Source organism: Blautia caecimuris, assembly GCF_024622975.1.
GTDB classification, from domain to species: domain Bacteria; phylum Bacillota; class Clostridia; order Lachnospirales; family Lachnospiraceae; genus Blautia_A; species Blautia_A caecimuris.
In genome coordinates, this window is sequence record NZ_JANJZT010000019.1 from 47,083 (window position 1) to 72,957 (window position 25,875).

The 25,875-nt window shown below is 43.2% G+C and carries 23 protein-coding genes and 1 riboswitch; all 23 genes read left to right on the top strand.

Translation table 11 applies throughout. The annotated features are described in order from the left end of the window. Nucleotides 1-11: 11 nt before the first annotated feature. Nucleotides 12-596, top strand: a complete 585-nt coding sequence (locus NSA57_RS12430; RefSeq protein ID WP_257464998.1) for a flavin reductase family protein — start codon at nucleotides 12-14, stop codon at nucleotides 594-596. A gap of 114 nt (nucleotides 597-710) precedes the next feature. After that, on the top strand, nucleotides 711-1,223 hold the full coding sequence (locus NSA57_RS12435; protein WP_022067617.1) for a shikimate kinase: 513 nt from the start codon (nucleotides 711-713) through the stop codon (nucleotides 1,221-1,223). A gap of 210 nt (nucleotides 1,224-1,433) precedes the next feature. Then, nucleotides 1,434-2,726 carry a UDP-N-acetylglucosamine 1-carboxyvinyltransferase gene (locus tag NSA57_RS12440; RefSeq protein ID WP_173752928.1) on the top strand — a complete coding sequence of 431 codons (1,293 nt, stop codon included), beginning with the start codon at nucleotides 1,434-1,436 and terminating at the stop codon, nucleotides 2,724-2,726. Nucleotides 2,727-2,809: 83 nt separating this feature from the next. Further along, nucleotides 2,810-2,909, top strand: a riboswitch (SAM riboswitch). A 106-nt stretch (nucleotides 2,910-3,015) separates the two neighbouring features. Beyond that, nucleotides 3,016-4,197, top strand: a complete 1,182-nt coding sequence (metK, locus tag NSA57_RS12445; protein WP_022067619.1) for a methionine adenosyltransferase — start codon at nucleotides 3,016-3,018, stop codon at nucleotides 4,195-4,197. A gap of 186 nt (nucleotides 4,198-4,383) precedes the next feature. Then, entirely contained in the window at nucleotides 4,384-5,550 is a 1,167-nt protein-coding gene (locus NSA57_RS12450) for a sensor histidine kinase (protein WP_257464999.1), read from the top strand. Further along, nucleotides 5,547-6,236 (top strand): response regulator transcription factor, encoded by a 690-nt coding sequence (locus NSA57_RS12455; protein WP_257465000.1) that lies wholly within the window; start codon nucleotides 5,547-5,549, stop codon nucleotides 6,234-6,236. Before NSA57_RS12450 ends, NSA57_RS12455 begins: the two co-directional genes overlap by 4 nt. Before the next feature lie 459 nt (nucleotides 6,237-6,695). Next, entirely contained in the window at nucleotides 6,696-8,306 is a 1,611-nt protein-coding gene (locus tag NSA57_RS12460; RefSeq protein WP_257465001.1) for a glutathione ABC transporter substrate-binding protein, read from the top strand. Nucleotides 8,307-8,492: 186 nt separating this feature from the next. Next, nucleotides 8,493-9,413 carry an ABC transporter permease gene (locus NSA57_RS12465; RefSeq protein WP_022067021.1) on the top strand — a complete coding sequence of 307 codons (921 nt, stop codon included), beginning with the start codon at nucleotides 8,493-8,495 and terminating at the stop codon, nucleotides 9,411-9,413. An 11-nt stretch (nucleotides 9,414-9,424) separates the two neighbouring features. Further along, nucleotides 9,425-10,327, top strand: a complete 903-nt coding sequence (locus NSA57_RS12470; protein WP_257465002.1) for an ABC transporter permease — start codon at nucleotides 9,425-9,427, stop codon at nucleotides 10,325-10,327. Between the two features lie 11 nt (nucleotides 10,328-10,338). Continuing rightward, on the top strand, nucleotides 10,339-11,322 hold the full coding sequence (locus NSA57_RS12475) for an ABC transporter ATP-binding protein (protein WP_022067019.1): 984 nt from the start codon (nucleotides 10,339-10,341) through the stop codon (nucleotides 11,320-11,322). Between the two features lie 6 nt (nucleotides 11,323-11,328). Next, nucleotides 11,329-12,312: an ABC transporter ATP-binding protein gene (locus NSA57_RS12480; RefSeq protein ID WP_022067018.1), complete on the top strand. Its 984-nt coding sequence runs from the start codon at nucleotides 11,329-11,331 to the stop codon at nucleotides 12,310-12,312. Nucleotides 12,313-12,333: 21 nt separating this feature from the next. After that, nucleotides 12,334-13,644: an alpha-L-fucosidase gene (locus NSA57_RS12485; RefSeq protein WP_022067017.1), complete on the top strand. Its 1,311-nt coding sequence runs from the start codon at nucleotides 12,334-12,336 to the stop codon at nucleotides 13,642-13,644. A gap of 36 nt (nucleotides 13,645-13,680) precedes the next feature. Further along, complete coding sequence (locus NSA57_RS12490; RefSeq protein WP_147598892.1) at nucleotides 13,681-14,442, top strand: DeoR/GlpR family DNA-binding transcription regulator; 762 nt, start codon at nucleotides 13,681-13,683, stop codon at nucleotides 14,440-14,442. Between the two features lie 61 nt (nucleotides 14,443-14,503). Next, complete coding sequence (locus NSA57_RS12495; protein WP_257465003.1) at nucleotides 14,504-15,262, top strand: copper homeostasis protein CutC; 759 nt, start codon at nucleotides 14,504-14,506, stop codon at nucleotides 15,260-15,262. A gap of 45 nt (nucleotides 15,263-15,307) precedes the next feature. Next, the gene (locus NSA57_RS12500; protein ID WP_257465004.1) at nucleotides 15,308-17,803 is read left to right on the top strand and encodes a transglutaminase domain-containing protein; all 2,496 of its coding nucleotides are present in this window, start codon (nucleotides 15,308-15,310) and stop codon (nucleotides 17,801-17,803) included. Between the two features lie 54 nt (nucleotides 17,804-17,857). Further along, complete coding sequence (nagB, locus tag NSA57_RS12505) at nucleotides 17,858-18,589, top strand: glucosamine-6-phosphate deaminase (RefSeq protein WP_022067013.1); 732 nt, start codon at nucleotides 17,858-17,860, stop codon at nucleotides 18,587-18,589. 113 nt (nucleotides 18,590-18,702) lie between these two features. Next, nucleotides 18,703-20,184 (top strand): aminotransferase class I/II-fold pyridoxal phosphate-dependent enzyme, encoded by a 1,482-nt coding sequence (locus NSA57_RS12510; protein ID WP_257465005.1) that lies wholly within the window; start codon nucleotides 18,703-18,705, stop codon nucleotides 20,182-20,184. Further along, complete coding sequence (locus tag NSA57_RS12515) at nucleotides 20,184-20,771, top strand: nucleoside/nucleotide kinase family protein (protein WP_147598896.1); 588 nt, start codon at nucleotides 20,184-20,186, stop codon at nucleotides 20,769-20,771. The genes NSA57_RS12510 and NSA57_RS12515 overlap by 1 nt, the downstream gene beginning before the upstream one ends. Nucleotides 20,772-20,859: 88 nt before the next feature. Continuing rightward, nucleotides 20,860-21,849 (top strand): DNA polymerase III subunit delta', encoded by a 990-nt coding sequence (holB, locus tag NSA57_RS12520; RefSeq protein WP_173752934.1) that lies wholly within the window; start codon nucleotides 20,860-20,862, stop codon nucleotides 21,847-21,849. Nucleotide 21,850: 1 nt separating this feature from the next. Then, the gene (locus NSA57_RS12525) at nucleotides 21,851-22,753 is read left to right on the top strand and encodes a PSP1 domain-containing protein (protein ID WP_022067009.1); all 903 of its coding nucleotides are present in this window, start codon (nucleotides 21,851-21,853) and stop codon (nucleotides 22,751-22,753) included. Beyond that, nucleotides 22,743-23,498, top strand: coding sequence for a tRNA1(Val) (adenine(37)-N6)-methyltransferase (locus tag NSA57_RS12530; protein WP_257465006.1), 756 nt, complete (start codon nucleotides 22,743-22,745; stop codon nucleotides 23,496-23,498). The genes NSA57_RS12525 and NSA57_RS12530 overlap by 11 nt, the downstream gene beginning before the upstream one ends. A gap of 234 nt (nucleotides 23,499-23,732) precedes the next feature. Then, nucleotides 23,733-24,581 (top strand): 16S rRNA (cytidine(1402)-2'-O)-methyltransferase, encoded by an 849-nt coding sequence (gene rsmI, locus NSA57_RS12535; RefSeq protein WP_147598900.1) that lies wholly within the window; start codon nucleotides 23,733-23,735, stop codon nucleotides 24,579-24,581. A gap of 324 nt (nucleotides 24,582-24,905) precedes the next feature. Continuing rightward, nucleotides 24,906-25,835, top strand: coding sequence for a 3-isopropylmalate dehydrogenase (locus tag NSA57_RS12540; protein ID WP_257465007.1), 930 nt, complete (start codon nucleotides 24,906-24,908; stop codon nucleotides 25,833-25,835). The last annotated feature ends 40 nt before the right edge of the window (nucleotides 25,836-25,875 follow it).

The window sequence follows — 25,875 nt, forward strand, 5'->3', positions numbered from 1 at the left end:
GAGGGATTTTTATGTCGAAACAGAGCTGGAAGCCGGGAAATATGCTTTACCCTCTTCCTGTTGTAATGGTAAGCGCAGCAGATAAAGAGGGCAGAGATGATATTATAACAGTGGCATGGGCCGGAACTGTGTGTACCAATCCTCCCATGGTATCCATATCCATTCGTCCGGAGCGTTACTCTTATCACATGATCCGTGAAACAGGAGAGTTTGTGATTAATCTGACTACTGAGGAGCTGGCATTTGCCACAGATTACTGCGGAGTAAAATCCGGAAGAGATGTTGATAAATTTAAGGAGACAGGACTGACAAGGGAAAAGGCAGAAAAGGTAAAAGTGCCGATGATAGCAGAAGCCCCTGTTTCTATTGAATGCAAGGTAAAAGAAATCCGGGAACTTGGATCTCATCACATGTTTATCGCCCAGGTTGCAGCAGTTCACGCAGATGAAAAATATATGGATGAGAAGAACCGGTTTGATTTAAACAGAGCCAGACCTATTGTGTATTCACATGGGGAGTATCTGGGAACAGGAAAGAAACTGGGGACTTTTGGTTACAGTGTGAAAAAAGCAAAAAAACAGGCTAAAAAACGCTGAAAAATGGAAAAAAAGTGCAAATTTTCCGGGGGATTGCAGAAAAGGGCTTTTTATGGTAAAATAAAATCCGGTTATTTGCAGATAATAAGATAGACAGAGATGTCTGGAGGATATATGAATAACATTACATTGATAGGAATGCCGGGAGTGGGGAAGAGCACCATCGGTGTTGTTCTTGCAAAGGTATTGGGCTATCAGTTCCTTGACTCTGATCTTCTGATACAGAAGCAGGAAAAAAGGAAGCTCCATCAGATCATAGCTCAGGAGGGAAATGATGGATTTCAGGCAATAGAAAATCGTGTCAATGCTTCTATTGAGGCGGAGGAGACGGTGATCGCCACAGGGGGAAGCGTGGTTTACTGCCAGGAGGCAATGGAGCATCTGAAGTCTGTTGGAACAGTAGTCTATCTGAAACTGTCGCTGAACGAACTGTCAAAGCGGCTTGGGAACCTTAAGGGAAGAGGAGTTGTCCTGAAGGAAGGACAGACGCTGGCAGATCTGTACAGAGAACGCACACCTCTGTACGAAAAATATGCGGATATTGTGATCGATCAGGAAGGACAGGATCTGGAAACATGTCTGCAGGCAGTTTTGGAAACACTGGAAAAGCAAAAAAGTAACTGTTGAAGCAGAGGAAAGAGCAGAAGCAGGCACAGATACTTAACTTTTTATTTACAAATGTTAAAAATATGTTATAATACGATATTGAACATTTTAATATATTAACATTTTTCGGATATGATAAGTCATTTCTGGGTTACTGTGAACAAAGTGAACAGTAACATTTCTGGTGTTTGCTTCGGCTTACGGAGTGAAAATAATTCATAGAGGTGTTTTATGGAACAGTATGTAATTAAAGGAGGCAATCCGTTAGTAGGTGAAGTTGAGATCGGCGGAGCCAAAAACGCAGCCCTTGCAATACTTTCTGCTGCAATCATGACGGATGAAACCATATTAATCGAAAATCTGCCTGACGTAAGAGACATCAATGTTTTGCTGGAAGCAATTGCCGGGATCGGAGCCCAGGTAGAACGAATCAACAGATCTACAGTAAAGATCAATGGTTCTACCATTGCCGATATCAGCGTTGATTATGAATACATTAAAAAAATCCGCGCATCCTATTATCTTCTGGGCGCGCTGCTTGGAAAATATAAACATGCGGAGGTGCCGCTTCCGGGCGGATGCAATATCGGAAGCCGTCCCATTGACCAGCATCTGAAGGGCTTCCGGGCTCTGGGAGCAGATGTAAAGATTCTTCATGGGGCGATTATGGCAAGTGCGGAAAATCTTCACGGAAGCCATATTTTCCTGGATGTTGTGTCTGTTGGCGCAACCATCAACATTATGATGGCAGCATCTATGGCTCCGGGACGCACGATTATCGAAAATGCGGCCAGAGAGCCTCATGTAGTTGATGTAGCTAACTTCCTGAACAGCATGGGAGCCAACATTAAGGGAGCCGGAACAGACGTTATCCGCATAAAAGGTGTGGAGAAGCTTCACCGCACAGAATATTCGATTATTCCTGATCAGATCGAGGCAGGAACCTTTATGTTTGCGGCGGCTGCTACAGGCGGAGACATTACAGTAAAAAATGTAATTCCCAAGCATCTGGAAGCAACCACTGCAAAGCTGGAAGAGATTGGCTGTGAAGTGGAGGAATTTGACGATGCAGTTCGCGTCCGTGCAGGAAGGAGACTGCACAGAACTCATGTAAAAACACTTCCCTATCCGGGATATCCTACTGATATGCAGCCGCAGATTGCTGTAACCCTGGCTCTTGCAGAGGGAACAAGTATTGTTACAGAGAGTATTTTTGAAAACCGGTTCAAATATGCGGACGAGCTTTCCAGAATGGGAGCAAACATCAAGGTAGAAGGAAATTCTGCGATCATTGATGGAGTACGTAAGCTTACAGGTGCAAGAGTCAGCGCACCGGATCTCCGAGCAGGAGCAGCTCTTGTAATTGCAGGTCTGGCAGCAGACGGCGTAACGGTTGTAGATGATATCGTTTATATCCAGAGAGGCTATGAGAATTTTGAAGAGAAGCTGAGAAGCCTTGGCGCAGAGATCGAGAGAGTTTCCAGTGAAAAGGAAATCCAGAAATTCCGTCTTCGTGTAGGATAATCCGGAAATCTCATATATTTTTTCTTGACAAACGGAAAAAATGAGTATATTGTATGATTGTTACAAATCAAATAGAGAACGGCCTTTTATTCAGAGTGGTGGAGATACAAAGGATCTGTGAAGCCACGGCAACCCCTCTATTGAGGAAGGTGCCAGCCTGAGCGAGTGATCGAACAATAAGAGGATTGAAAGATAAATTCAGACAGTCCGATTATTCGGGCTGTCTCTTTTGTTTACCAATACCCGTAACAATAAGTTTTCGGGTCGTTATGAAGAAAGGAAAAACACAATGGAAAAAATTTTATTTACTTCCGAATCTGTTACTGAAGGCCATCCGGACAAAATGTGCGACGCTATTTCCGATGCCATTCTTGACGCTCTGATCGAGCAGGATCCAATGAGCCGTGTTGCCTGCGAAACAGCGACTACAACAGGCCTTGTTCTTGTTATGGGAGAGATCACAACAAACGGATATGTTGATATTCAGAAGATCGTAAGAGATACTGTAAGAGAGATTGGATATACCCGCGGCAAATATGGATTTGACGCAGATACCTGCGCAGTTATCACTGCTATTGACGAGCAGTCTGCAGATATTGCCCTTGGCGTTGACAAGGCTCTGGAAGCAAAAATGGGCGAGGATGAGATCGATGCCATTGGTGCAGGGGATCAGGGTATCCAGTTCGGATATGCTTCCAATGAAACTGAGGAATATATGCCGTATGCCATCAATATGGCTCACAAGCTTGCCCGTCAGCTTACCAAGATCCGTAAGGACGGAACCCTGAGCTATTTAAGACCTGACGGAAAAACACAGGTTACTGTGGAGTATAACGAGGAAGGCAAGCCGGTACGTATTGACGCAGTTGTATGCTCTACTCAGCATGATCCGGAGGTTACTCAGGAGCAGATCCATGAGGATATCAAAAAATACGTATTTGACGCTATTATTCCGGCAGATATGGTTGATGAAAACACAAAATATTTCATCAATCCTACAGGACGTTTTGTGATCGGCGGACCTCACGGAGACAGCGGGCTTACAGGACGTAAGATCATCGTTGACAGCTACGGCGGATACGGACGTCACGGCGGCGGCGCTTTTTCCGGAAAAGACTGTACAAAGGTAGACCGTTCTGCGGCATACGCAGCACGTTATGTTGCGAAAAATATTGTAGCGGCAGGTCTGGCAGATAAATGTGAAATCCAGCTTTCCTACGCTATCGGTGTGGCACAGCCTACTTCCATTAACGTGGAAACCTTCGGTACAGGAAAACTTTCTGATACAAAGCTTGTTGAGATCATTCGTGAAAACTTTGATCTTCGTCCGGCAGGAATCATCCGTATGCTGGATTTAAGAAGACCGATCTACAAACAGACAGCAGCTTACGGACACTTTGGACGTACAGATGTAGAGCTTCCATGGGAGAAACTGGATAAAGTGGATGATCTGAAAAAATATCTTGCCTAAAATGATTTTATAGAAAATTTAGACATAGAAATCTGGCAATGTGATATAATGAACGCACAGGCGGTAATGCGATTTTACTGCCCGTGCGTTTTTATATTCCATAGAAAATCAGGACTACAGATTGTTCTGGCAGTGCGGAGAACGGGAGATGCAGATTATTCGGACTGGGCGGAACAGGGAGGTTTCATGAAATTACAGACAAGAATTATGGTTGGCTTTTTTATGATCATTCTGGTACCTCTTCTTTTGTTTGCCGCCACACTTCACGGAATGCGGGAAGCGCAGATAAGAGGACCAAAAAAGGCAGAAACAGCCGAAACAGCATCGTCAGAGTATGATTATGACTATGGGATCACCATTGCGGATTCAGAAACATCACAGGACGGGATCCAGATCATGACAAAGGATCTTTTTGTTTCTGCACTGGTGATACTTGTATTTACCAGCTTATCTGTGGGGCTTTGGATTTACAGGAGTATTGCCACTCCTCTTGTGAAGCTGCGCAAGGCAACCAGAAATATTAAGGATGGAAATCTGGATTTTGTTCTGGATGTGGAAGGAACAGATGAATTTTCCGAGCTGTGCCGGGATTTTGAAGAAATGCGGCGGCGACTGAAGGAATCCGCAGAGGAAAAGATCATTCTGGATAAGGAAAACAAGGAGCTGATCAGTAATATTTCCCATGATCTTAAAACACCTATCACGGCAGTAAAGGGATATGTGGAAGGGATTATGGACGGAGTTGCGGATACTCCTGAAAAAATGGACCGTTATGTAAGAACCATTTATAATAAAACAAATGAAATGGATCATCTGATCAATGAGCTTACGTTTTATTCCAAGATTGACACCAACAGGATCCCGTATACGTTCAGTAAACTGAACGTGGAGGATTATTTTTCTGACTGTGCAGAGGAAATCGGTCTGGAGCTGGAAACAAGAGGAATACAGCTCTGCTATGCCAATTATGTTGACAGAAGCGTACAGGTGATTGCTGACGGAGAGCAGATCCGGCGGGTGATCCATAACATTATCGGAAATGCGATCAAATATATGGACAAGGCAAAGGGCGTGATCCAGATCCGGGTAAAGGATGTGGGGGATTTCGTTCAGGTAGAGATCGAGGACAATGGAAAAGGAATCGCCTCCAAGGATCTGGCTTATATTTTTGACCGTTTTTACAGGACAGATGTTTCGAGAAATTCTTCCAAGGGAGGAAGCGGAATCGGACTTTCTATTGTAAAAAAGATCATGGAGGATCATGGAGGAAAGGTGTGGGCCACCAGCCGTGAGGGAATCGGAACCATTATGTATTTTGTTTTAAGAAAATATCAGGAGGTACCAATGAAATGAGTAAAATACTGATCATTGAAGATGAAGAGGCTATCGCAGATCTGGAAAAAGATTATCTGGAGCTTTCCGGCTTTGAAGTGGAGATTGCCAACAGAGGCGACGTAGGGCTTCAGAAGGCAATGACAGAGGAATATGATCTGATTATTCTGGATCTTATGCTTCCGGAGGTGGATGGATTTGATATCTGCAAGCAGGTACGTCAGGAAAAAAATACACCGATCATTATGGTATCTGCCAAAAAAGACGATATCGACAAGATCCGGGGGCTGGGACTCGGGGCAGACGATTATATGACAAAGCCTTTTAGTCCAAGCGAACTGGTTGCCAGAGTCAAGGCGCATATGGAACGATATAACCGTCTGGTAGGATCCGGAGCTGTAAAAAATGATGTAATCGAGATCCGGGGAATCAAGATTGATAAAACTGCAAGACGGGCGTGGGTAAACGGAGAGGAGACTACCTTTACCACAAAAGAGTTTGATCTTCTGACATTTCTGGCAGAAAATCCAAACCGTGTCTTTACAAAAGACGAGCTGTTCCGGGAAATATGGGCAATGGAATCTGTGGGAGATATTGCTACGGTTACAGTTCATATTAAAAAGATCCGTGAGAAGATCGAGTTTAATACAGCCAAACCTCAGTATATTGAAACCATATGGGGAGTAGGCTACCGGTTTAAGGTTTAATGGCAGAGCAGGGAAAGACGGAATAAAGGACTCCGGAGATAAAATGATTAAGAAACGATGATATGGGGACAGGCAGGAATAGACAACTTTCCTGCCTGTCCTTTTTTCTGTTGCGGAGGGAAAACCATAGTATATAATTTCTGATAAAAGAAAAATGTTTGATTCGTCCTGTTTTGGATTGTTTATACTTATTTACCAGATAAAAACAAGAAAGAGTAAGAATAATCAATAAAAAATAATAAAAAATCATTGACAAATATGTAGAAAATTGTTATACTGTGGACATCGAATTAAGGTAAAGTATTTTTTATGAGTATGCAAAGGGGCAAACTGTTGAATCAGATCAGATAATGAGAACATTGCAAGACGCAAAAAATAAGAGATGCTTTTTTTGTACCCATATTTCATAACGAAATTGTAACTTATTAACAAATAAAAAAACAAAAAGGAGAAAGATTTATGAAGAATCGTAAAAAAGTTCTCGCAGCCCTTATGGCAGGTGTGATGACACTGTCCATGGGCACAACAGTATTCGCATCAGCAGAAGACGGATACGCACTGAAGGCAACCAACACAGAAGCGAAATCCCCGGACAATGATCTGGTGATCGCAATCGAGGGAAGCGTAAGCTCCATGGACCCGGCAAATATTCCGGATACCAATGCGATCTCTGCAACCCGCGGATGCTATGAAATGTTAGTAGCTTTTGATGAAAACCAGGAAATTCAGGGACAGCTTGCAGAGTCCTATGAGGTTTCCGAGGATTCCCTCACCTATACATTCCATCTCCGTGAAGGTGTTAAGTTTACAGATGGAACAGACTTTAATGCGGCAGCAGTAAAGGCAAACTATGATCGTATCATTGATAAAGAGAACAATCTCCGTCAGAGAAGAACCTTTGTTGTAACAGGAGAGGACGGATCAGAGACATACCGTGTGGAAAGCATTGAGACTCCGGATGACTACACTGTAGTATTCAAGCTTACTGAGCCATGGGCACCGTTTATCAACCGTATGACACAGATCTGTATGATCAGCCCGGCTGCTCTTGAAGAGTACGGCAATGATATTATGAACCATCCGGTAGGAACCGGCCCGTTCATCTGCACAGAGTGGGAAGAGGGAGATCACACAACTTTCGAGCGCAATGAAGATTACTGGGGCGAAAAAGCTTCTGTAGATACTGTTACTATTAAAGAGGTTCCGGAGGCAGGTTCCCGTACCGCTATGCTTCAGACAGGCGAGGCTGATCTCGTTTATCCGATGCCTGCAGACCAGATCGAAGCAATCAAAGGAAACGATGATGTAAACGTACTGGCAGCAGACTCCAACATCATGAGATATGTAACTCTGAACATGAACGTTCCGGAGCTGAAAGATGAAAAAGTACGTCAGGCTATGAACTACGCTATTGATAAAGACGCATATGTTCAGCTTATGTATTCCGGATATGCAAAACCTGCAACTTCTATCGTTCCTTCTATTATCGGAGGTTACAAGGAGCAGACTCCTTATACTTATGACCTTGAAAAAGCAAAAGAGCTTATGAAAGAAGCCGGATATGAGGATGGCTTCAAGCTTACACTCTGGGGAGATAACTCCACTCAGGAAGTAAAAGGTATGACATTTATCAAACAGATGCTTGCTCAGATCAACATTGACGTTGAGGTTCTTCCTATGGAGCCTGCAACACTGAATGACAAGATCTATGTAGATCAGGAAGAAGCAGAAGTTAATATGTGGTATGTAAACTGGTCCGCATCTGATTTCACTATGGATGGTTCTGTTCGTTCCCTGCTTCACAGCGACATGGTACCTCCTACAAGTGCAAACACAGCATATTTCGTAAACGAAGACTTTGACAAACTGTTAGATGAAGGTCTTGCAACTGCTGATCCGGACAAACAGGCTGAGATTTATGGCGAGGCTCAGACAATCGCATGGGAAGCTGCTCCGTGGCTGTTCCTTGGAAACGATCAGATCCTCTATGCATCCAAATCTTATCTCTCCGGCGCATATGTATCTCCGGACGGAGCATTTAACTTCACTAACGCAGTGCTTGCTCAGTAAAAGAATATTTAAAAAGTAAATATTTAACTGGGGCGACAGGCGCCGCAGAAGTATGTAACAGAACATAAAGGTTCTTAGCAGAAAACTGCCGTTCAACTGTCTGTGACCATTCACAGATGTGGGGACGGCAGTTTTTGTGACTATGGACAGTGATTATTTTTTATAACTCAGACTGGAGGCAAAAGAATGGGCAAATATTTTTGTAAGCGTGTTGCAAGCGCAATCCCTCTCCTTCTTGTGATTTCATTTGTAATATTTATGTTTATACATATGATTCCCGGTGATCCGGCCAGAATGATCGCAGGACAGGATGCAACTAAGGAAGACGTAGAAGTTGTAAGAGAGCAGCTGGGACTGAATGATCCTCTGCTTGTACAGTATGGAAAATATATGAAAGGTCTTTTTACCGGAGACCTTGGCGATTCCATCAAAAACGGAAAAACTGTTGTTGAGACAATCGCTCCCAGAATGAAACCAACAATCATGCTCACAGTATCTGCAATGATCTGGGCGACTATTATCGGTATTGCGCTTGGTATCATATCAGCAGTATTTCATGGAAGAACTCTTGATTATATCGGAATGATCATTGCCATATCGGGTATATCGGTGCCAAGCTTCTGGCTGGGACTTGAGCTGATCCAGGGCTTTTCTGTTGCTCTTCAGTGGCTTCCTACCGGAGGACTGGATTCCTGGCAGAGCTACATCCTTCCGTCACTTACCATGGGCGCCGGAATCATGGCGGTTTTGGGACGATTTACCAGATCTACCATGCTGGAGACCATGCGTGAGGATTATGTTCGAACAGCCCGTGCAAAAGGCTTAAAGGAAACTCTTGTTGTTATGCGTCATGCATTTAAAAACTCTCTTATTGAGATTATTACAGTTGCCGGACTTCAGATCGGCGGTCTTCTTTCAGGTTCTGTTATGGCAGAAACCGTATTCTCTATTCCGGGACTTGGCCGTCTGCTGGTAGACTCTATTAACTTCCGAGATTACAAGGTAGTACAGGCTCTGCTTCTGTTCTTTGCAGCAGAGTATATTGTCATCAACCTGATCGTGGATGTTCTTTACGGAGTCATCAACCCGAAAATTCGTTATAATTAGGAGGAAAAAAGATGGCACAGACAAATACAAATTTAGATCAGAACAAATTTGCTGCTGCTGAAGAGCTTCCTAAGGCGCAGAGTAAGGTAAAAGAATTTACCAAAAAGTTTATGAAGCGAAAAACAGCAGTTGTTTCTCTTGTTTTTATTCTGTTTATTGTTTTAATGGCAATTATTGCACCGCTTGTTGTTCCTTACGCACCGGATCAGCCGGATTACACAGCCCTTCTTCAGGGACCAAGCTCTGCTCATATCTGGGGTACAGATGAGTTTGGCCAGGATGTATTCAGCCGTCTGATGGTAGGTTCCAGACTGTCCCTTTCCTGCGCTCTGATCGCTACAGTTATCGGAACAGCCGGCGGCGTTATTCTGGGACTGATCGCTGGTTTCTACGGTGGTTTTGTTGATTCCCTGATCATGAGATGCTGTGATGTGCTTTTTGCATTTCCGGACATCCTTCTTGCAATCGCAGTTGTTGCTATTATCGGACCAGGTATGGTAAACGTTATGATCGCTGTTGCGGTGTTTACGGTTCCATCCTTTGCCCGTATCATACGAAGCGCAACAATTTCCGTAAAGCAGTCTCTTTATGTTGAGGTTGCCCGTTCACTGGGATGTAAGAACAGCAGAATTCTGTTTGTCCATGTATTCCCTGGAACTATTCAGTCTATGATCGTAAACTTTACCATGCGTATCGGTACAGCAATCCTTGCTGCATCATCCCTGAGTTTCCTGGGATTCGGAGCAAATGTTACAGAGCCTGACTGGGGCGCAATGCTTTCACTTGGACGTAACTATCTGAACACAGCTCCGCATATGGTACTGTTTCCTGGTATCCTGATCTTCCTTACTGTTCTTGCATTCAACCTGCTTGGAGACGGTCTCAGGGATACTCTGGATCCGAAGATGAACTAGGAGGAAAAACCATGGCAGAAAAATTATTGGAAGTAAAAAATCTCCGCACAGAATTTAAGCGGGACAAAACATGGGTAACAGCCGTAAATAATGTTTCTTTTTCTATTGAAAGAGGAGAAATCCTTGGTCTGGTAGGAGAATCCGGCTGCGGTAAATCAGTAACCTCCCTGTCAGTTATGCGTCTTCTTGCAAGAAACAGTAAGATTTCCAACGGTGAGGTTATTCTGAACGGAACAGACCTTCTGAAAGAAGATAAAAAGGGTATGAGAAATATCCGCGGAAGAGAAGTTGCAATGATCTTCCAGGAGCCGATGAACTCTCTGAACCCATGTATGAAAATAGAGAAGCAGCTTACAGAGGCAATTCTGCTTCATAATGATTTTACAAAAGAACAGGCTCATCAGAGAGCATATGATGTACTGAAATCCGTAGGTATTCCTGAGCCGGATATGACTCTGAAGAGCTATCCCCATCAGCTTTCCGGCGGTATGTGCCAGCGTGTAATGATCGCAATGGCCATGTCCTGTGAGCCGGAGCTGCTGATCGCAGACGAGCCCACAACTGCTCTTGACGTTACCATTCAGGCGCAGATCCTTGAGCTTATGGAAGAAATCCGTGAAAAGAAAAATACAGGAATCCTGATGATCACACATGACCTTGGTGTTGTAGCCGAAATGTGCAGCCGCGTAGTTGTTATGTATGCAGGACGTATTGTAGAGGAAGCTCCTGTAAAAGAACTGTTCTCTGCACCAAAACATCCGTATACACAGGGGCTGATCGCTTCTGTGCCGAAGCTGGGAAGCGGAGTGGAATCACTTCCGTCTATTCCGGGAAGCGTACCGGATCTTTCCGTAATGCCAAAGGGCTGCAAATTTGCACCGAGATGTAAGTACGCAACAGATATCTGCAGAGAAAAAGAACCGGAGCTTATGACAGTGGAAGGTATTCATAAATGCAGATGCCACCATATGAATGATCTTGGAAAGGAGGCGTAATTGATCATGAGCGAAGCATTAGTATCTGTAAAAAACATATCAAAAACATTTTCTGCTAATAAGGGGATGTTTGGAAAGAAAAAATTCGTTCACGCAGTAAACGACGTTTCCTTTGACATTATGCCGGGAGAGACTTTTTCTCTGGTAGGAGAGTCCGGCTGCGGTAAATCTACAACAGGTAAACTGATCGATCATCTGATCACACCGGATACAGGTGAGATCTGGTTTGAAGGAAAAGATATTTCAAAAATCTCTGACAATGAGATGCGCCCTTTAAGATCTGACATTCAGATGGTATTCCAGGATCCCTACGGTTCTCTGAATCCGCGAATGAAGGTTCAGGATTTGATCGGAGAGCCTCTTCTGATCCATACCAATATGACAGCAGGCGAGAGACTGAAAAAGGTTCATGAGCTTCTTGGGGTTGTAGGCTTAAGCCCATCTCACGGAGAGCGTTATCCTCATGAATTTTCCGGCGGACAGCGTCAGCGTATCGGTATTGCCAGAGCGCTTACTGTGCAGCCGAAACTGATCATTGCCGATGAGCCGGTATCTGCTCTTGACGTTTCCATCCAGGCGCAGGTGCTGAACCTCCTTCAGAACCTTCAGAAGGAATATAACCTTACATATCTGTTTATTTCTCACGACCTCAGCGTTGTGGAGATGATTTCAGACAGAATCGGCGTTATGTATCTTGGAACAATCGTTGAGACAGCGCCGAAAAAAGAGCTTTACGCAAATCCGAGACATCCATATACAAGAGCGCTTCTTTCAGCAGTTCCGATCCCGGATCCTGACAAGAAGTCCAAACGTATTATTCTGCAGGGGGATCTTCCAAGTCCAAGTAATCCGCCAAGCGGATGTCTGTTCCATACACGCTGCCCGCACTGTACGGAAAAATGTAAAACAGAGCGTCCTACTCCGGTAGAGGTAGCACCGGGACATATTGTAAAATGTCATTATCCGGATCTGCAAGAAACAACAAAATAAAACCTGCACAGGAGGAAGGTCATGTACACATTTAACAGAGAAGAGTATAACAAGAGAATGGAATGGTACCTGGATGCGAGATTCGGTATGTTTATCCACTGGGGACTTTATTCTATTCCGGCAAGAGGAGAATGGGTAAGAAGTGAAGAGGAAATTCCGAAAGAAGACTATATGAAGTATTTTGAGGAATTTGATCCTGTTGATTACGATCCGAGAGCATGGGCACGGGCTGCAAAAGAAGCAGGTATGAAATATGTGGTACTTACAGCAAAGCATCATGACGGATTCTGCCTTTATGACAGCCAGTACACAGATTTCAAATCCACAAACACAAAATGCGGACGAGACCTGATCAAAGAATATGTGGAGGCTGTTCGCGCAGAAGGTCTGAAGGTAGGAATTTACTTTACGATTATTGACTGGTATCATGACGATTATCCTCATTACGGAGACAGACAGCATCCCATGAGAAATAATCCGGCATACAAAAACGACGGACGTAACTTTGACAATTATCTGACCTATATGCATAACCAGATCCGTGAAATCTGCACCAACTATGGAAAAATTGATATTCTGTGGTTTGACTTTTCCTATGATGATCTCAGAGGAGAGGCATGGAGAGCAACAGAGCTTATGGATATGGTAAGAAGTCTTCAGCCGGAAGTGATCATCGACAACCGTCTGGAGTGCAGCGGCGAGGGTTACGGTTCTCTGGCAGCATGTAAGCCTACCCCGTACCACGGCGATTTTGTAAGCCCTGAACAGATGATTCCGCCAAATGGAATTCAGGACGTGGAGGGCAATGATATTGCCTGGGAAGCCTGTGTGACTATGAACAATCACTGGGGCTATTGTGCTACCGATCATTTTTATAAACCGGCTCCGATGCTGATCAAGAAGCTGGTAGAATGTGTTTCCAAAGGCGGAAATCTCATTCTTAACGTAGGTCCTGATGTGAAGGGCAATATTCCTGAGGAATCCATGAAGATCCTTCAGGAGATCGGTAAATGGATGAAGAAAAACGGAGAGAGTATTTACGGCTGCGGAAAGAGCCAGATTGCAAAACCGGATTACGGACGTGTTACAGCTAAGGGCAATCACGTTTATTTCCATCTTTTTGAAAATACTATCGGACCGGTTCCGCTTCTGGGAGTGCCGAAAGACCGTCTGAAGGGAATCCGTTATCTTGCAACAGGCGCTGAGGTGCCTGTATCAACAAGCTGGGTACATAGCGACTATCCGGATATTGTATTTGCAGATCTGGGTCTGGATCCTGTTCTGCCGGATCAGACAGATACAGTTCTTGACGTAATATTGACAGAAGAGTAACAGCATAAAAACCTCTTAACGGAAAGGAGGTATTTCATGTTTACAGAAGAAAGACAGGCGGCTATTATACGATGTCTTCAGGAAAAGGGTAAGGTAAAGGTAAAGTCCCTCAGTGAAAAATTTCATGTATCAGAGGACTGTATCCGAAAAGACCTGAAGACCCTGGAAAATTCCGGAAAACTGAAAAGAACCTATGGAGGGGCGATCATGTCTCAGGATTACCCCCTCCAGAGAGACGTTATTGACAGACGAAATTATCATCTGGACAAAAAGAAGATTATAGCAGAAAAGGCTTTTGGACTTATCAAAAGCAACGAGACCGTTTTTCTGGATATTTCCACAACCAATATTGAGCTTGCCAAACTTCTTGCTGCCTCCAGGATAAAGGTTGTTGTTGTAAGCAATATGATTGATATTCTGCAGATTCTTGTGCAGAATCCCATGATAACTGTCATTGGTACAGGAGGAACCATGTATCAGGGGGTAAACGGTTTTATGGGAGCGGCAACCATAGAGGTATTGAAGCAGTACAGCTTTGACAGAGCCTTTCTGGGAAGCTGCGGTGTGGATATGGTTGACTGTACGGTCACTACTCTGGGAGTGGAGGACGGGCTGACCAAAAAAGCTGTGATCAACAGCAGCAGACATAAGTACGTTGTAATGGAAAAAGAAAAATTTTATTTTAATGATTCATATAAATTTGCGCATTTTGACGATATAAACGGAATCGTAACAGACGAGTATCCGGACAGTACGATCGTGAGGACGCTGGAGGCATCCGGGGTCAGGCTGGTATAAATGCTGCAAAATAAAGAATCTTTATCTGGATGCCTGCAAAAACGGGCAATAAGGAGGATATATGGCTGATTTTATTTTAGAAGCATGTGTGGATTCAGTGGAGTCTGCACTGGCAGCAGCAAAAGGCGGCGCAGACCGGCTGGAGCTGTGCGGCAGTCTGGTCATCGGAGGAACAACTCCTAATCCGTGGCTGTTTCAGGAAATCCGGAAGCATACAGATATCAGGATCCATGCTCTGATCCGTCCGAGATTTGGTGATTTCTGCTACACAGATGAAGAATTTATCCTGATCCGCGAGGCGGTGAAAGAATTTCGCAGACTTGGAGCAGAAGGCGTTGTTATTGGAATCCTGAAGCCTGATGGAACTCTGAATATGGAACAGATGAAGCGTCTGATGGAAGATGCAGAGGGAATGTCTGTCACTCTTCACAGAGCGTTTGATGTGTGCGCAGATCCTTATGAAACAATGGAACAGGCAATTTCCCTTGGAATTGATACAATTCTTACATCAGGACAGAAAAATATCTGTACTGCCGGAGCAGACCTTCTTAAAGATCTTGTAGAAAAGAGCGCCGGAAGAATCACGATCCAGGTTGGAAGCGGAGTGAATGCAGATGTGATCCGTGAGCTTCAGCCAAAAACAGGAGCCACAGCGTTCCATATGTCCGGCAAGGTTACTATGGACAGTGAAATGGAATACCGCAGAGAAGGAGTGAATATGGGGCTTCCGTCTCTCAGCGAGTATGAGATCTGGAGAACTGATGAAGAGGCTGTACGCAGAGCAAGACAGGTGCTTGACGGATTCTGCGGCAGAAATTGAAATATACCTGTATGTCTGTGAGATACCGGACAGGAAAGGGACAATATGAGTGAATTTCTGAAAGAAAACCGGGAGAGAATTCTGGAAGGTTATAAAAAAATAAAAGAACAGTTTCCCGGTGTATTTGAGGAGACAGATAAACAAATAGAAAAGCAGGAGCCGGAAACGGCTCTTGCTTTGAAATATCTTTATATGACAATGCCCTGCAGCGATATAGGGAATTATTCTTTTAAGGTATTTCTTGATTATGCAGAGAACAGTGTAAGGCTGTGGAAAGAAGCGGAAGGTGTCAGATCTCTTCCGGAAGATATTTTTCTGAATTACGTGCTGTATCACAGAGTGAATGAAGAAGAGATCGCGCCCTGCAGAGAATTATTCCATAACGAGATCAGAAGCTTTATGGAAGAGAACGAAAAGCTTTCTCTTATGGACGGATGCAGCAGAAAAGATTTTGCCATTGAGGTAAATTACTGGTGCGCGCAGGAGGCTACTTATCATTGTACAGACGACAGAACACTTTCTGCTCTTACTGTTTACAGAAGAGGAAACGGCCGCTGTGGAGAGGAATCTGTATTTACGGTAAATGCCATGAGGAGTGTGGGGATTCCGGCACGCCAGGTATATGCGCCAAAGTGGTCGCACTGCGATGACAATCATGCCTGGGTAGAAATCTGGAATGATGGAAAGTGGTATTTTCTGGGAGCCTGTGAACCTCTTCCGATCCTGAATAAGGGATGGTTTACAAATGCCTCTTCAAGAGCAATGATGGTTCATTCCCGCTGGTTTGATCCGGCTTCTTCTGATGAGGAAACCATTGGAAAAGACGGAATGGTGACAATGCTCAATGAGCTTTCACGGTATGCAGAGGTCACAGAATTTACAGTGGAAGTATGCGATAAAGACGGCGAACCGGTTCAGGGCGCAGAGATATCCTTCCAGGTTCTGAACTATGCGGAATTATCTCCTGTTGCAGAGGGAGTTACTGACAAAGCCGGAAAATGCAGGTTCACAACCGGTCTGGGAAGTCTGGCCGTACAGGTTTCCTGTGGGGAATTCTGTGAATGTGTATTTGCTGATACAAGAGAACAAAAAGAAATCAAAGTTACTCTTGGAGAAAATTCCAGACAGGAAAACATCTGGAAAGAAATTGACATGATCGCTCCGGTGGATACTCCGATAAATACAGATATGCCTACGCCGGAACAGACGGCAGAGGGAAATATCCGACTGGAAAAAGCGTCTGCAAAGAGAATAGCAAAGACAGAAAACCGGGTAAATCCTGAATGTGAAAAATTCCTTCAGAATGTGTCTGAGTCAGACTGCGAGGAAAGTACTCTGAGAGCAGAGCTTCTTGAAACACTTACAGAAAAAGACAGAACAGACTGTGTGGCAGAGGTTCTGGAAGAGCATCTTGCTTACGCGGCGCCTTATGAGGAAAATATGGAACATTCTGTTTTTGTAAAGTATGTTCTGAATCCAAGAGTGGATGATGAGGTTCTGATGAAATACAGAGCCGCTGTGGAAGCAGAGTTTTCTGAGGAAGAAAAAGCCGGTTTCCGGGAAGATCCTGCAGCAATCTGGACCGCTGTTGACAAAAAGATCATTTCTCTTCCGGATAAGGAAAGAGCAAGTGTGATCACCACACCTTCCGGATGCCTGAAAATGGGAGTGGGAAGTACTCTCTCAAAGAAAATTCTTTTTGTTGCCATTGCAAGAACCCTGGGTATTCCGGCAAGACTGAATCCGGAAGACCGTTCCATGGAATACAGAAAAGACGGAAGATTTGTTCCTGTCCTTCCGGAGGCAGAAAAGAGCTGCAGCCTTGTACTGAAGTCAGGGGATGGAACTGTATGGAAATATTTCCAGAACTGGACAATGGCCAGACTGGAAAATGGAAAATATGTTTCCCTTCGTCTGGGAGGTCTTACATGGCAGGATGATCTTCTGAATGCAGAGCTGGAGCCGGGAGAGTACAGAATCATTACCTCCAATCGTCTGCCAAACGGAAATATGTTTGCTTATGTATATTATTTTTCAATGGCAGCAGGAGAAAAGAAAGAAATTTCACTTGTCCTCAGACAGGCAGATCTGGAGGATATGCTTGAAAATATTGAACTTCCTGAATTTGAACTGCGTAAGGATGAAGCCGGCACAGAAAAAGTAAAGGCGTCTGAGCTTACTGCGGAAGGAAAGCATATTCTTATGTTCCTGGAAGAAAGCAGAGAGCCTACAGAACATATTCTCAATGAAATGATGGAACAGCCGGAAGCTTTCCGGAAAATCTGCTCCGGTATTATCTTTGTGGTGCAGAGTGAGTCAGCGCTTCAGGATCCCACAATGAAAAAGGCGCTTGCCATGTTCCCGGAAATTCAGGTTTATTATGACTGCTTTGCAGACCACATTGAGCTTCTTGGAAGAAGAATGTATGTGGATCATGAAAAACTTCCGCTTATTATTGTAACATCCGGAAAAATGAATGGAATTTTTGCCACAAGCGGTTATAATGTAGGTACAGGAGATATGCTTCTCAGACTGATGTAGAAGCTGTCCTGAACATATCAATTATTTTATCCTAAGAAAAGGGGGATTTTTGAAATGAAATTTTATTGCGGAGAAGACTACAAGGCAATGAGCCGCATTGCAGCAAACATTATTTCTGCACAGATCATTATGAAGCCGGACTGTGTTCTGGGACTGGCTACAGGATCTTCACCGGAAGGAACTTATGCTCAGCTTGTAGAATGGTACAAAAAAGGAGATCTGGATTTCTCTCAGGTTACAAGCGTAAACCTTGACGAGTACAGAGGACTTTCCGGAGATAATGACCAGAGCTATCGTTACTTTATGAACACTCATCTGTTCGATCATGTAAATATTGATAAGAGCAGAACCTTTGTGCCAAACGGACTGGAGCCGGACAGCGAGAAAGCATGCCGCGAGTATGACGCTGTTGTAGAAGCTACAGGCGGCGTTGACCTTCAGCTTCTTGGAATCGGACATAACGGACATATCGGTTTTAACGAGCCTGCAAAAGAATTCTGCAAAAATACTCAGTGCGTGGATCTGACAGAGAGCACCATTGAGGCAAATAAGAGATTCTTTGAGAAAGAAGAGGACGTTCCCCGTCAGGCTTACACCATGGGAATCGGAACCATTATGCGCGCAAAGAAAATCCTTCTTGTGGCATCCGGCGAAGGCAAGGCAGACATTATTGCAAAAGCATTTACAGGCCCGATCACACCTGAGGTTCCTGCTTCTATCCTTCAGCTTCACAATGATGTGACAGTTGTATGCGATAAAGCTGCAATGAGCAAGATTAAATTATAAATATTTCATAAAAATTATAAAGAAAGAACTGGCATGATGACATCTGTCTGAAGGTAGAGTATAATGGGAACACTTATTACTTTACTGAATCTGCTGTAAAGAAAGGGAGATCAATGGACAGATTATATAAAAAACTGGAAGCGTATGGGAAATCAGATTTCTATCCCTTCCACATGCCGGGACATAAGAGAAATCCCCTGTCTGTGGCAGGGGATTTTTCTGTACAACAGGATATTACGGAGATCAACGGATTTGATAATCTTCATCATCCGGAAACAATTTTAAAGGAAGCACAGGAAAACGCCGCCCGGCTCTATCAGGTACAGGAGAGTTTTTTCTGTATCAATGGAAGCACCGGGGCAATTCTGGCAGCCGTATCTGCTGCTGTAAAAAAAGGCGGACATATTTTGATCGCAAGGAACTGTCACAAAGCAGTTTATCATGCAGCTTATCTTCGTGATCTGAAGGTTTCCTATATTTATCCACATGAGGATGCAGAACTGGGGATAAACGGAGGAATTTCTCCGCAGCGTGTGGAAAGATGCCTTGATGAAAATCCGGATATCGAAGCAGTCCTTCTGACCTCACCTACCTATGATGGAATTGTATCTGATATAAAAACAATTGCAGAGATTACTCACAGTCATAATATTCCTCTGATCGTAGATGAAGCCCATGGAGCGCATTTTTGTTTTTCTGATTATTTTCCTGTGTCGGCAGCAGAGCTTGGGGCGGATATTGTGATCCACAGTCTGCATAAAACCCTGCCTTCCATGACTCAGACAGCTCTTCTTCACAGGTGCAGTGAAAGGGTGGACAGAAATCTTCTGGTAAGATTTCTGGGAATCTATCAGACCAGCAGCCCATCCTATGTTCTTATGGCTTCTATGGATGCCTGTATGTACAAAATAGAACAGGATGGACAGAGGATGTTTGCGGAATATACTGAGAATCTGGAAAGAGCCAGGAAGCGGCTCCGAAAAGGCTCCTGTATCCGGCTTGTGGAGCCGGGAGATCCGGCTATGAATGTATTTGATGCAGACAGATCAAAAATCATCCTTTCTACAGTACACAGTAACATGAACGGAAGACAGCTTGCAGAAGTTCTGAGGCAGGACTTCCATCTGGAAATAGAAATGGAAGCAGAAAATTATGTGATTGCCCTGACTTCTGTGGGCGATACGGAAGAAGGATTTGACAGACTGTGCAGAGCTGTTGAAGAAATTGACAGCCGGGACTCGTTAAAATACAGTGAGGAAGCTGTTAAAAAAGAAAGGTGCCGATGTGCGGAGCTGAATTCCCTTATGAGAATTTCATGCGCTATGGATGCTTTAAGTGAAAGATGTACTCTGGAAGAAAGCATTGGAAGAATATCTGTGGAGTTTGCGTACCTTTATCCTCCGGGAATCCCTCTTGTTGTACCCGGGGAGCAGATTACCGGACTCCTGATAAAAAATATGAAAAGATATCTGGAGCAGGGACTGGAGCTCCAGGGGCTCAGTGATATGTCAGACAGTACGATTCTTGTTCTTGCCAGAGATACAAGAGAGATCGTACCAAAAAGATCTGAGGGAAAGGTTAAAATACAGGAATAATGGGAAAGATTTTTTATATTATGGGAAAGAGTGCTTCCGGTAAGGACAGGATTTACTCCATTCTTTCCAAAGACGAGAGCCTTGGACTGAAAAGACTGGTGCTTTATACCACCCGTCCCATACGGGCAGGCGAAGAAAACGGCAGAGAGTATTATTTTACAGATGAGAATAAGCTGGAGGAATTCCGAAAAACCAACAGGCTGATTGAATCAAGAGCTTATCATACGGTTCACGGAATCTGGACTTATTTTACTGCAGATGACGGACAGATCAATCCACAGGGAACAGATTATCTGGGGATCGGAACTCTGGAATCCTACCGTAAAATGAAAGAATATTACGGGGAGGAAACAGTCTGCCCGATATATATTCAGGTAGAGGACGGAGAACGGCTTCAGAGGGCGCTTATCAGGGAGAAGCAGCAGGAAAATCCCAGGTATGCAGAAATGTGCCGCAGGTTTCTGGCAGATCAGGAGGATTTTTCGGAGGAGAATATCCTTGCAGCAGGTATCCGGATCCGGTTCGAAAATGATGATCTGGATAATTGTGTCAGAAATATTATAAAATATATAAAATCTGTGACATAAGCAAAAACACTTTTTATTAACAGACAAAATATGATATAATGTGATTTATCAGGATAAAGATAAACGCGAAAAAGTGAGGTGATTCTGAATGGCTGGTTTTAATAATATTATTGGACATGAAGAAATTATCAGGCATTTAAAGAATGCAATGAAAACAGGGAAAGTTTCCCATTCTTATATTTTTACCGGAAGACCCGGATCAGGAAAAAAGCTTCTTGCAACAACCTATGCAATGACTCTTCAGTGTGAGCAGGGCGGAACAGAACCCTGCCAGAAATGCGACTCATGCAAAAAGGCTATGGGCAAGAATCATCCTGATATCATTATGGTAAATCATGAAAAGCCGGGAACAATCAGTATTGATGAGATCAGAGAACAGGTGATTTATGATGTAGCGGTAAAACCATACTGCAGCCCTTATAAAATCTATATTATCCCGGATGCGGAGCTTATGACAGTACAGGCCCAGAATGCTCTTTTAAAAACAATTGAGGAGCCGCCTGAGTATGCGGTGATCATGCTGCTTACAAGCAATGCAGACGCAATGCTGCCGACCATTCAGTCACGCTGCGTCAGACTGGATCTGAAGGTTGTGGATGACAGCCTTGTAAAAAAATATCTGATGGAACGTCTTCATGTGCCGGATTATCAGGCGGAGATAGATGCAAGCTTTGCACAGGGAAGTATAGGAAAAGCAAAGGAAGCAGCTACCTCGGAGGAATTTTCCAATATTACACAAAATGCTCTGAAAATCCTGAAAAATGCAAATTCTATGGAGGTTTATGAGCTGGCGGATGAAATTAAACTTTTATCCGGAGAAAAACAAAGTATCGACGATTATCTGGATATTTTCCAGTTCTGGTTCAGAGATGTCCTGATGTTTAAGGCGACCAGAGAGATTGATAATCTGGTATTTAAGCAGGAAATTAATTATATCAAGGAACAGGCCAGTCAGCGCTCCTATGAGAATCTGGAAAAAATCCTGGAGGCACTGGAAAAAACAAAAGTACGTCTCCGTGCCAACGTAAACTTTGAGCTTGCGCTTGAGCTGTTGTTCCTGACGATCAGGGAGAGATAGAATGACAAAAGTAGTAGGTATCAGATTCCGGAATGTCGGAAAAATATATTATTTTAACCCAAAAGAATATAAAATGAAAATCGGCGATCATGTGATCGTTGAAACTGCAAGAGGCATAGAGTTCGGAAGAGTAGTGCTTGGGCCAAAAGAAGTGGGAGAGGATGAGGTGATCCATCCTCTGAAAGAAGTCCTTCGCGTGGCAACTTCTGAAGATGAAGAAAGAGAGAAGCAGAATCGCCAGAAAGAAAAAGAAGCGTTTAAAATCTGCCAGAAAAAAATCAGGGATCATGGTCTGGAAATGAAACTGATCGATGCAGAATATACCTTTGATAACAACAAAGTTCTGTTTTATTTCACTGCAGACGGAAGAATTGATTTCCGTCAGCTTGTAAAAGATCTGGCAGCTATTTTTAAAACAAGAATTGAACTTCGCCAGATCGGCGTCCGTGATGAGACAAAAATCCTGGGCGGAATCGGAATCTGCGGAAGATGTCTGTGCTGTCATACGTATCTTTCTGAATTTGCACCTGTATCGATCAAGATGGCAAAAGAGCAGAATCTTTCTCTGAATCAGACAAAGATTTCCGGAGTATGCGGAAGACTGATGTGCTGCCTGAAAAATGAACAGGAAACTTATGAGGAGCTGAACAAAAAGCTTCCTGGAACAGGTGATACGGTGACCTTGCCAGACGGACTTCAGGGAACTGTTCACAGCGTCAATGTACTGAGACAGCTGGTAAAGGTAATTGTGGAAGTCAATGATGAAAAAGAAATTCAGGAGTATCCGGTAGAAGAGCTGAAATTCCGTCCCAGAAAGAAAAAAGTAAAGATTTCTGAAAAGGAAATGAAAGAGCTGGAACGGCTGGAAGATAAAGAAGGAGATTCCAAATCTCATGGAAAATAATCAGCGGGACAGTCTGGTAATGCCGGGGGAACGCGTAGATGATCTCCAAAATGGATATTATGTGATTCAGAATCCGCAAAAATTCTGTTTTGGAATGGATGCGGTTCTGCTCTCTGGTTTTGCAAAAATAAAAAATGATGAACATGTTCTGGATATGGGAACCGGCACAGGGATTATTCCTGTTCTTCTGAAAGCAAAGACACCGGGAGGACATTTTACCGGTTTGGAGATACAGGAAGAATGTGCGGAGCTGGCGCAGAGAAGCGTAGCTTATAACGGTCTGGAACAGGACATTGATATTGTCTGCGGTGATATTAAAGAGGCTGCTGAAATTTTCGGAGCAGCTTCTTTTCATGCGGTAACAAGCAATCCGCCTTATATGATCGGACAGCATGGACTGCAGAATCCCTATATGGCAAAGGCGATTGCCAGACACGAAATCCTCTGCACTCTGGAGGATGTGGTCAGTCAGACTGCAAAGGTGTTAAAGGACAGAGGACGTTTTTATATGGTACACCGGCCGTTTCGGCTGGTAGAAATTTTTCAGGTGCTTACCAGGTATAAACTGGAACCAAAAAGAATGCAGCTTGTTTATCCCTTTAAAGACCGGGAACCGAATATGGTCCTTATTGAGGCCTTAAAAGGCGGCAATTCAAGGATCACAGTGGAAAAACCTCTGATCGTTTATGAGAAGCCGGGCGTGTATACAGAAGAGATACTGAAAATCTATGGCCCCGGGGTGTAAATCCAGAATCGGAACAGAAATCCGGTTTTGTATAGATGACGATATTTATTAACTTCTGGCTAATTATTTTAAATATTAAAATAATTTGTCGGGAAGTTAAGCGCAAACTGACAGTAAGCTTGATAGGGATTTAAAAGTTCATGATTTATATGTTTATTAAAAAAGGATAAAACAGTTTTTAAATTTACAGATACTGTAAATAAAATCTTAAATTACAAGGAGCGGAGAAGGAATATGAGCGGAAAATTATATTTATGCGCAACCCCGATCGGAAACCTGGAGGATATTACGCTCAGAGTTCTCCGGACCTTAAAGGAAGTAGATCTGATTGCTGCGGAAGATACCAGAAACAGCATCAAGCTTCTGAATCACTTTGACATAAAAACACCTATGACCAGTTACCATGAATATAACAAAATTGAAAAGGCGCATACTCTGATAGAAAAAATGCAGGGCGGAATGAATATTGCCCTTATTACAGACGCAGGAACTCCCGGAATCTCAGATCCGGGAGAAGAGCTTGCGGCCATGTGCTATGAAGCTGGAATTGAAGTCACTTCGCTTCCGGGACCTGCTGCCTGTATCACAGCCCTTACGCTGTCCGGACTTCCTACAAGAAGATTTGCGTTTGAGGCATTTCTTCCCATGGACAAAAAAGAGCGCAGGGAGGTGCTTCAGGAGCTTGTGGATGAAACAAGAACCATTATTATTTACGAGGCTCCCCATAAGCTGGTGAAGACTTTAAAGGATCTTAAAGAAACCCTTGGAAACAGAAGAATAACACTTTGCAGAGAGCTTACCAAAAAGCATGAGACTGCTTTTCACACAACCATAGATCAGCTGATCGCCTATTATGAGAACGAAAAGCCTCTTGGAGAGTGTGTGCTTGTAATTGAAGGCAAAAGCCGCCAGGAGCTGAAAGAAGAGGCAGCAGCCTCCTGGGAAGAGATTTCCATAGAGGAGCATATGGAGATTTATGAGAGCAAGGGGCTTTCACGGAAAGATGCCATGAAGCAGGTGGCAAAGGACCGGGGAGTAAGTAAGAGAGAGATTTATCAGTATCTGGTAAATGGAGAGAAATAGAAGCTATTTATTATTGAATAAAAACATAAATATGAAAGGGAATGCTGTATGAATGATTTTATCATAGTACGGCATTCTTTTTGTTTACAGGAAAACAGTGAAATTGAGATATAAAATTGACAAAATATAGCAAATTCTTCTGTTGCAGATTGATTTTTATAATGCTAAGATAAAAACAGAGCAACATTTTCTTTTTATTCTTAATTACATTTCATATAGCAGATGACAGATCTGTCTTTCCGGAAAATTCTTGCTTTACTACCCATTACAAAGGCAGGAGTTTATATCGGGGGAAACTCCTGAGAGATCATAAGGAGGTTCTATATGAATAAGGACAGAGAGAATGCCAGAAAGCATGATAAAACAGTTTTGCAGTGGCACCCTGCATTTTTTGCAGATATTCAGATTGAACTGCAGGAAGATGCAGACAGTCTGATTTTTGAGAATGAGCATCAACTGGGAACAAAACCTATGGAAATAGATGTTCTGGTAATTAAAAAAGAAGATGGGAAAATGATACATAAAAATATCGGAAGAATTTTCCGAAAGCATAATATTATTGAATACAAGAGTCCAGATGACTATCTTAGCATTGATGATTTTTATAAAGTTTATGGGTATGCCTGTTTTTATAAAGCTGATGCCAGAGCAGTAAATATGATTCAGATTCAGGATTTGACAATCTCTCTGGTATGTAGTAAATATCCCAGAAAACTGATGAATCATTTAAAACTTGAAAGGAAATATAGAATTCAGAAAATTGAATCTGGAATTTATTATGTAAATGGTGATGTGATTCCTGTTCAGCTTATTGTTATATCAGAACTGGATCCGAACAGAAATCTTTGGCTTCGAAGTCTGACAAATCATCTGGATAATGAAAATATGATTCGTCAAATTTTAGGAGAGTATAATGGAAATCTGGATAACACTTTGTATCGTTCTGCCATGAACATGATAGTAAAAGCCAATAAAGACAAATTTAAAGAGGGAGATGTGCTTATGTGTGAAGCATTAGAAGAGTTATTTATGGAAATTATGCCTGACCGGGTTCAGAAGCTTATGGATGAGGCCCAGAAGGCAAGAGATGAAGAAACGGCACAAAAAATAGAAGAGAATGCCGTACAAATAAACAAGTTGACATCTATACTTTTGGAGGAAGGACGGATTGATGATGTAAAAAGGGCATCAGAGGACAGAAATTATCAAAAGAAATTACTGAAGGAGTTTGGATTGCTTTCAGAAAAGGTGTAAATTAATAGAATTTTAAACAGAAAAACAGGATTTTGAGCTT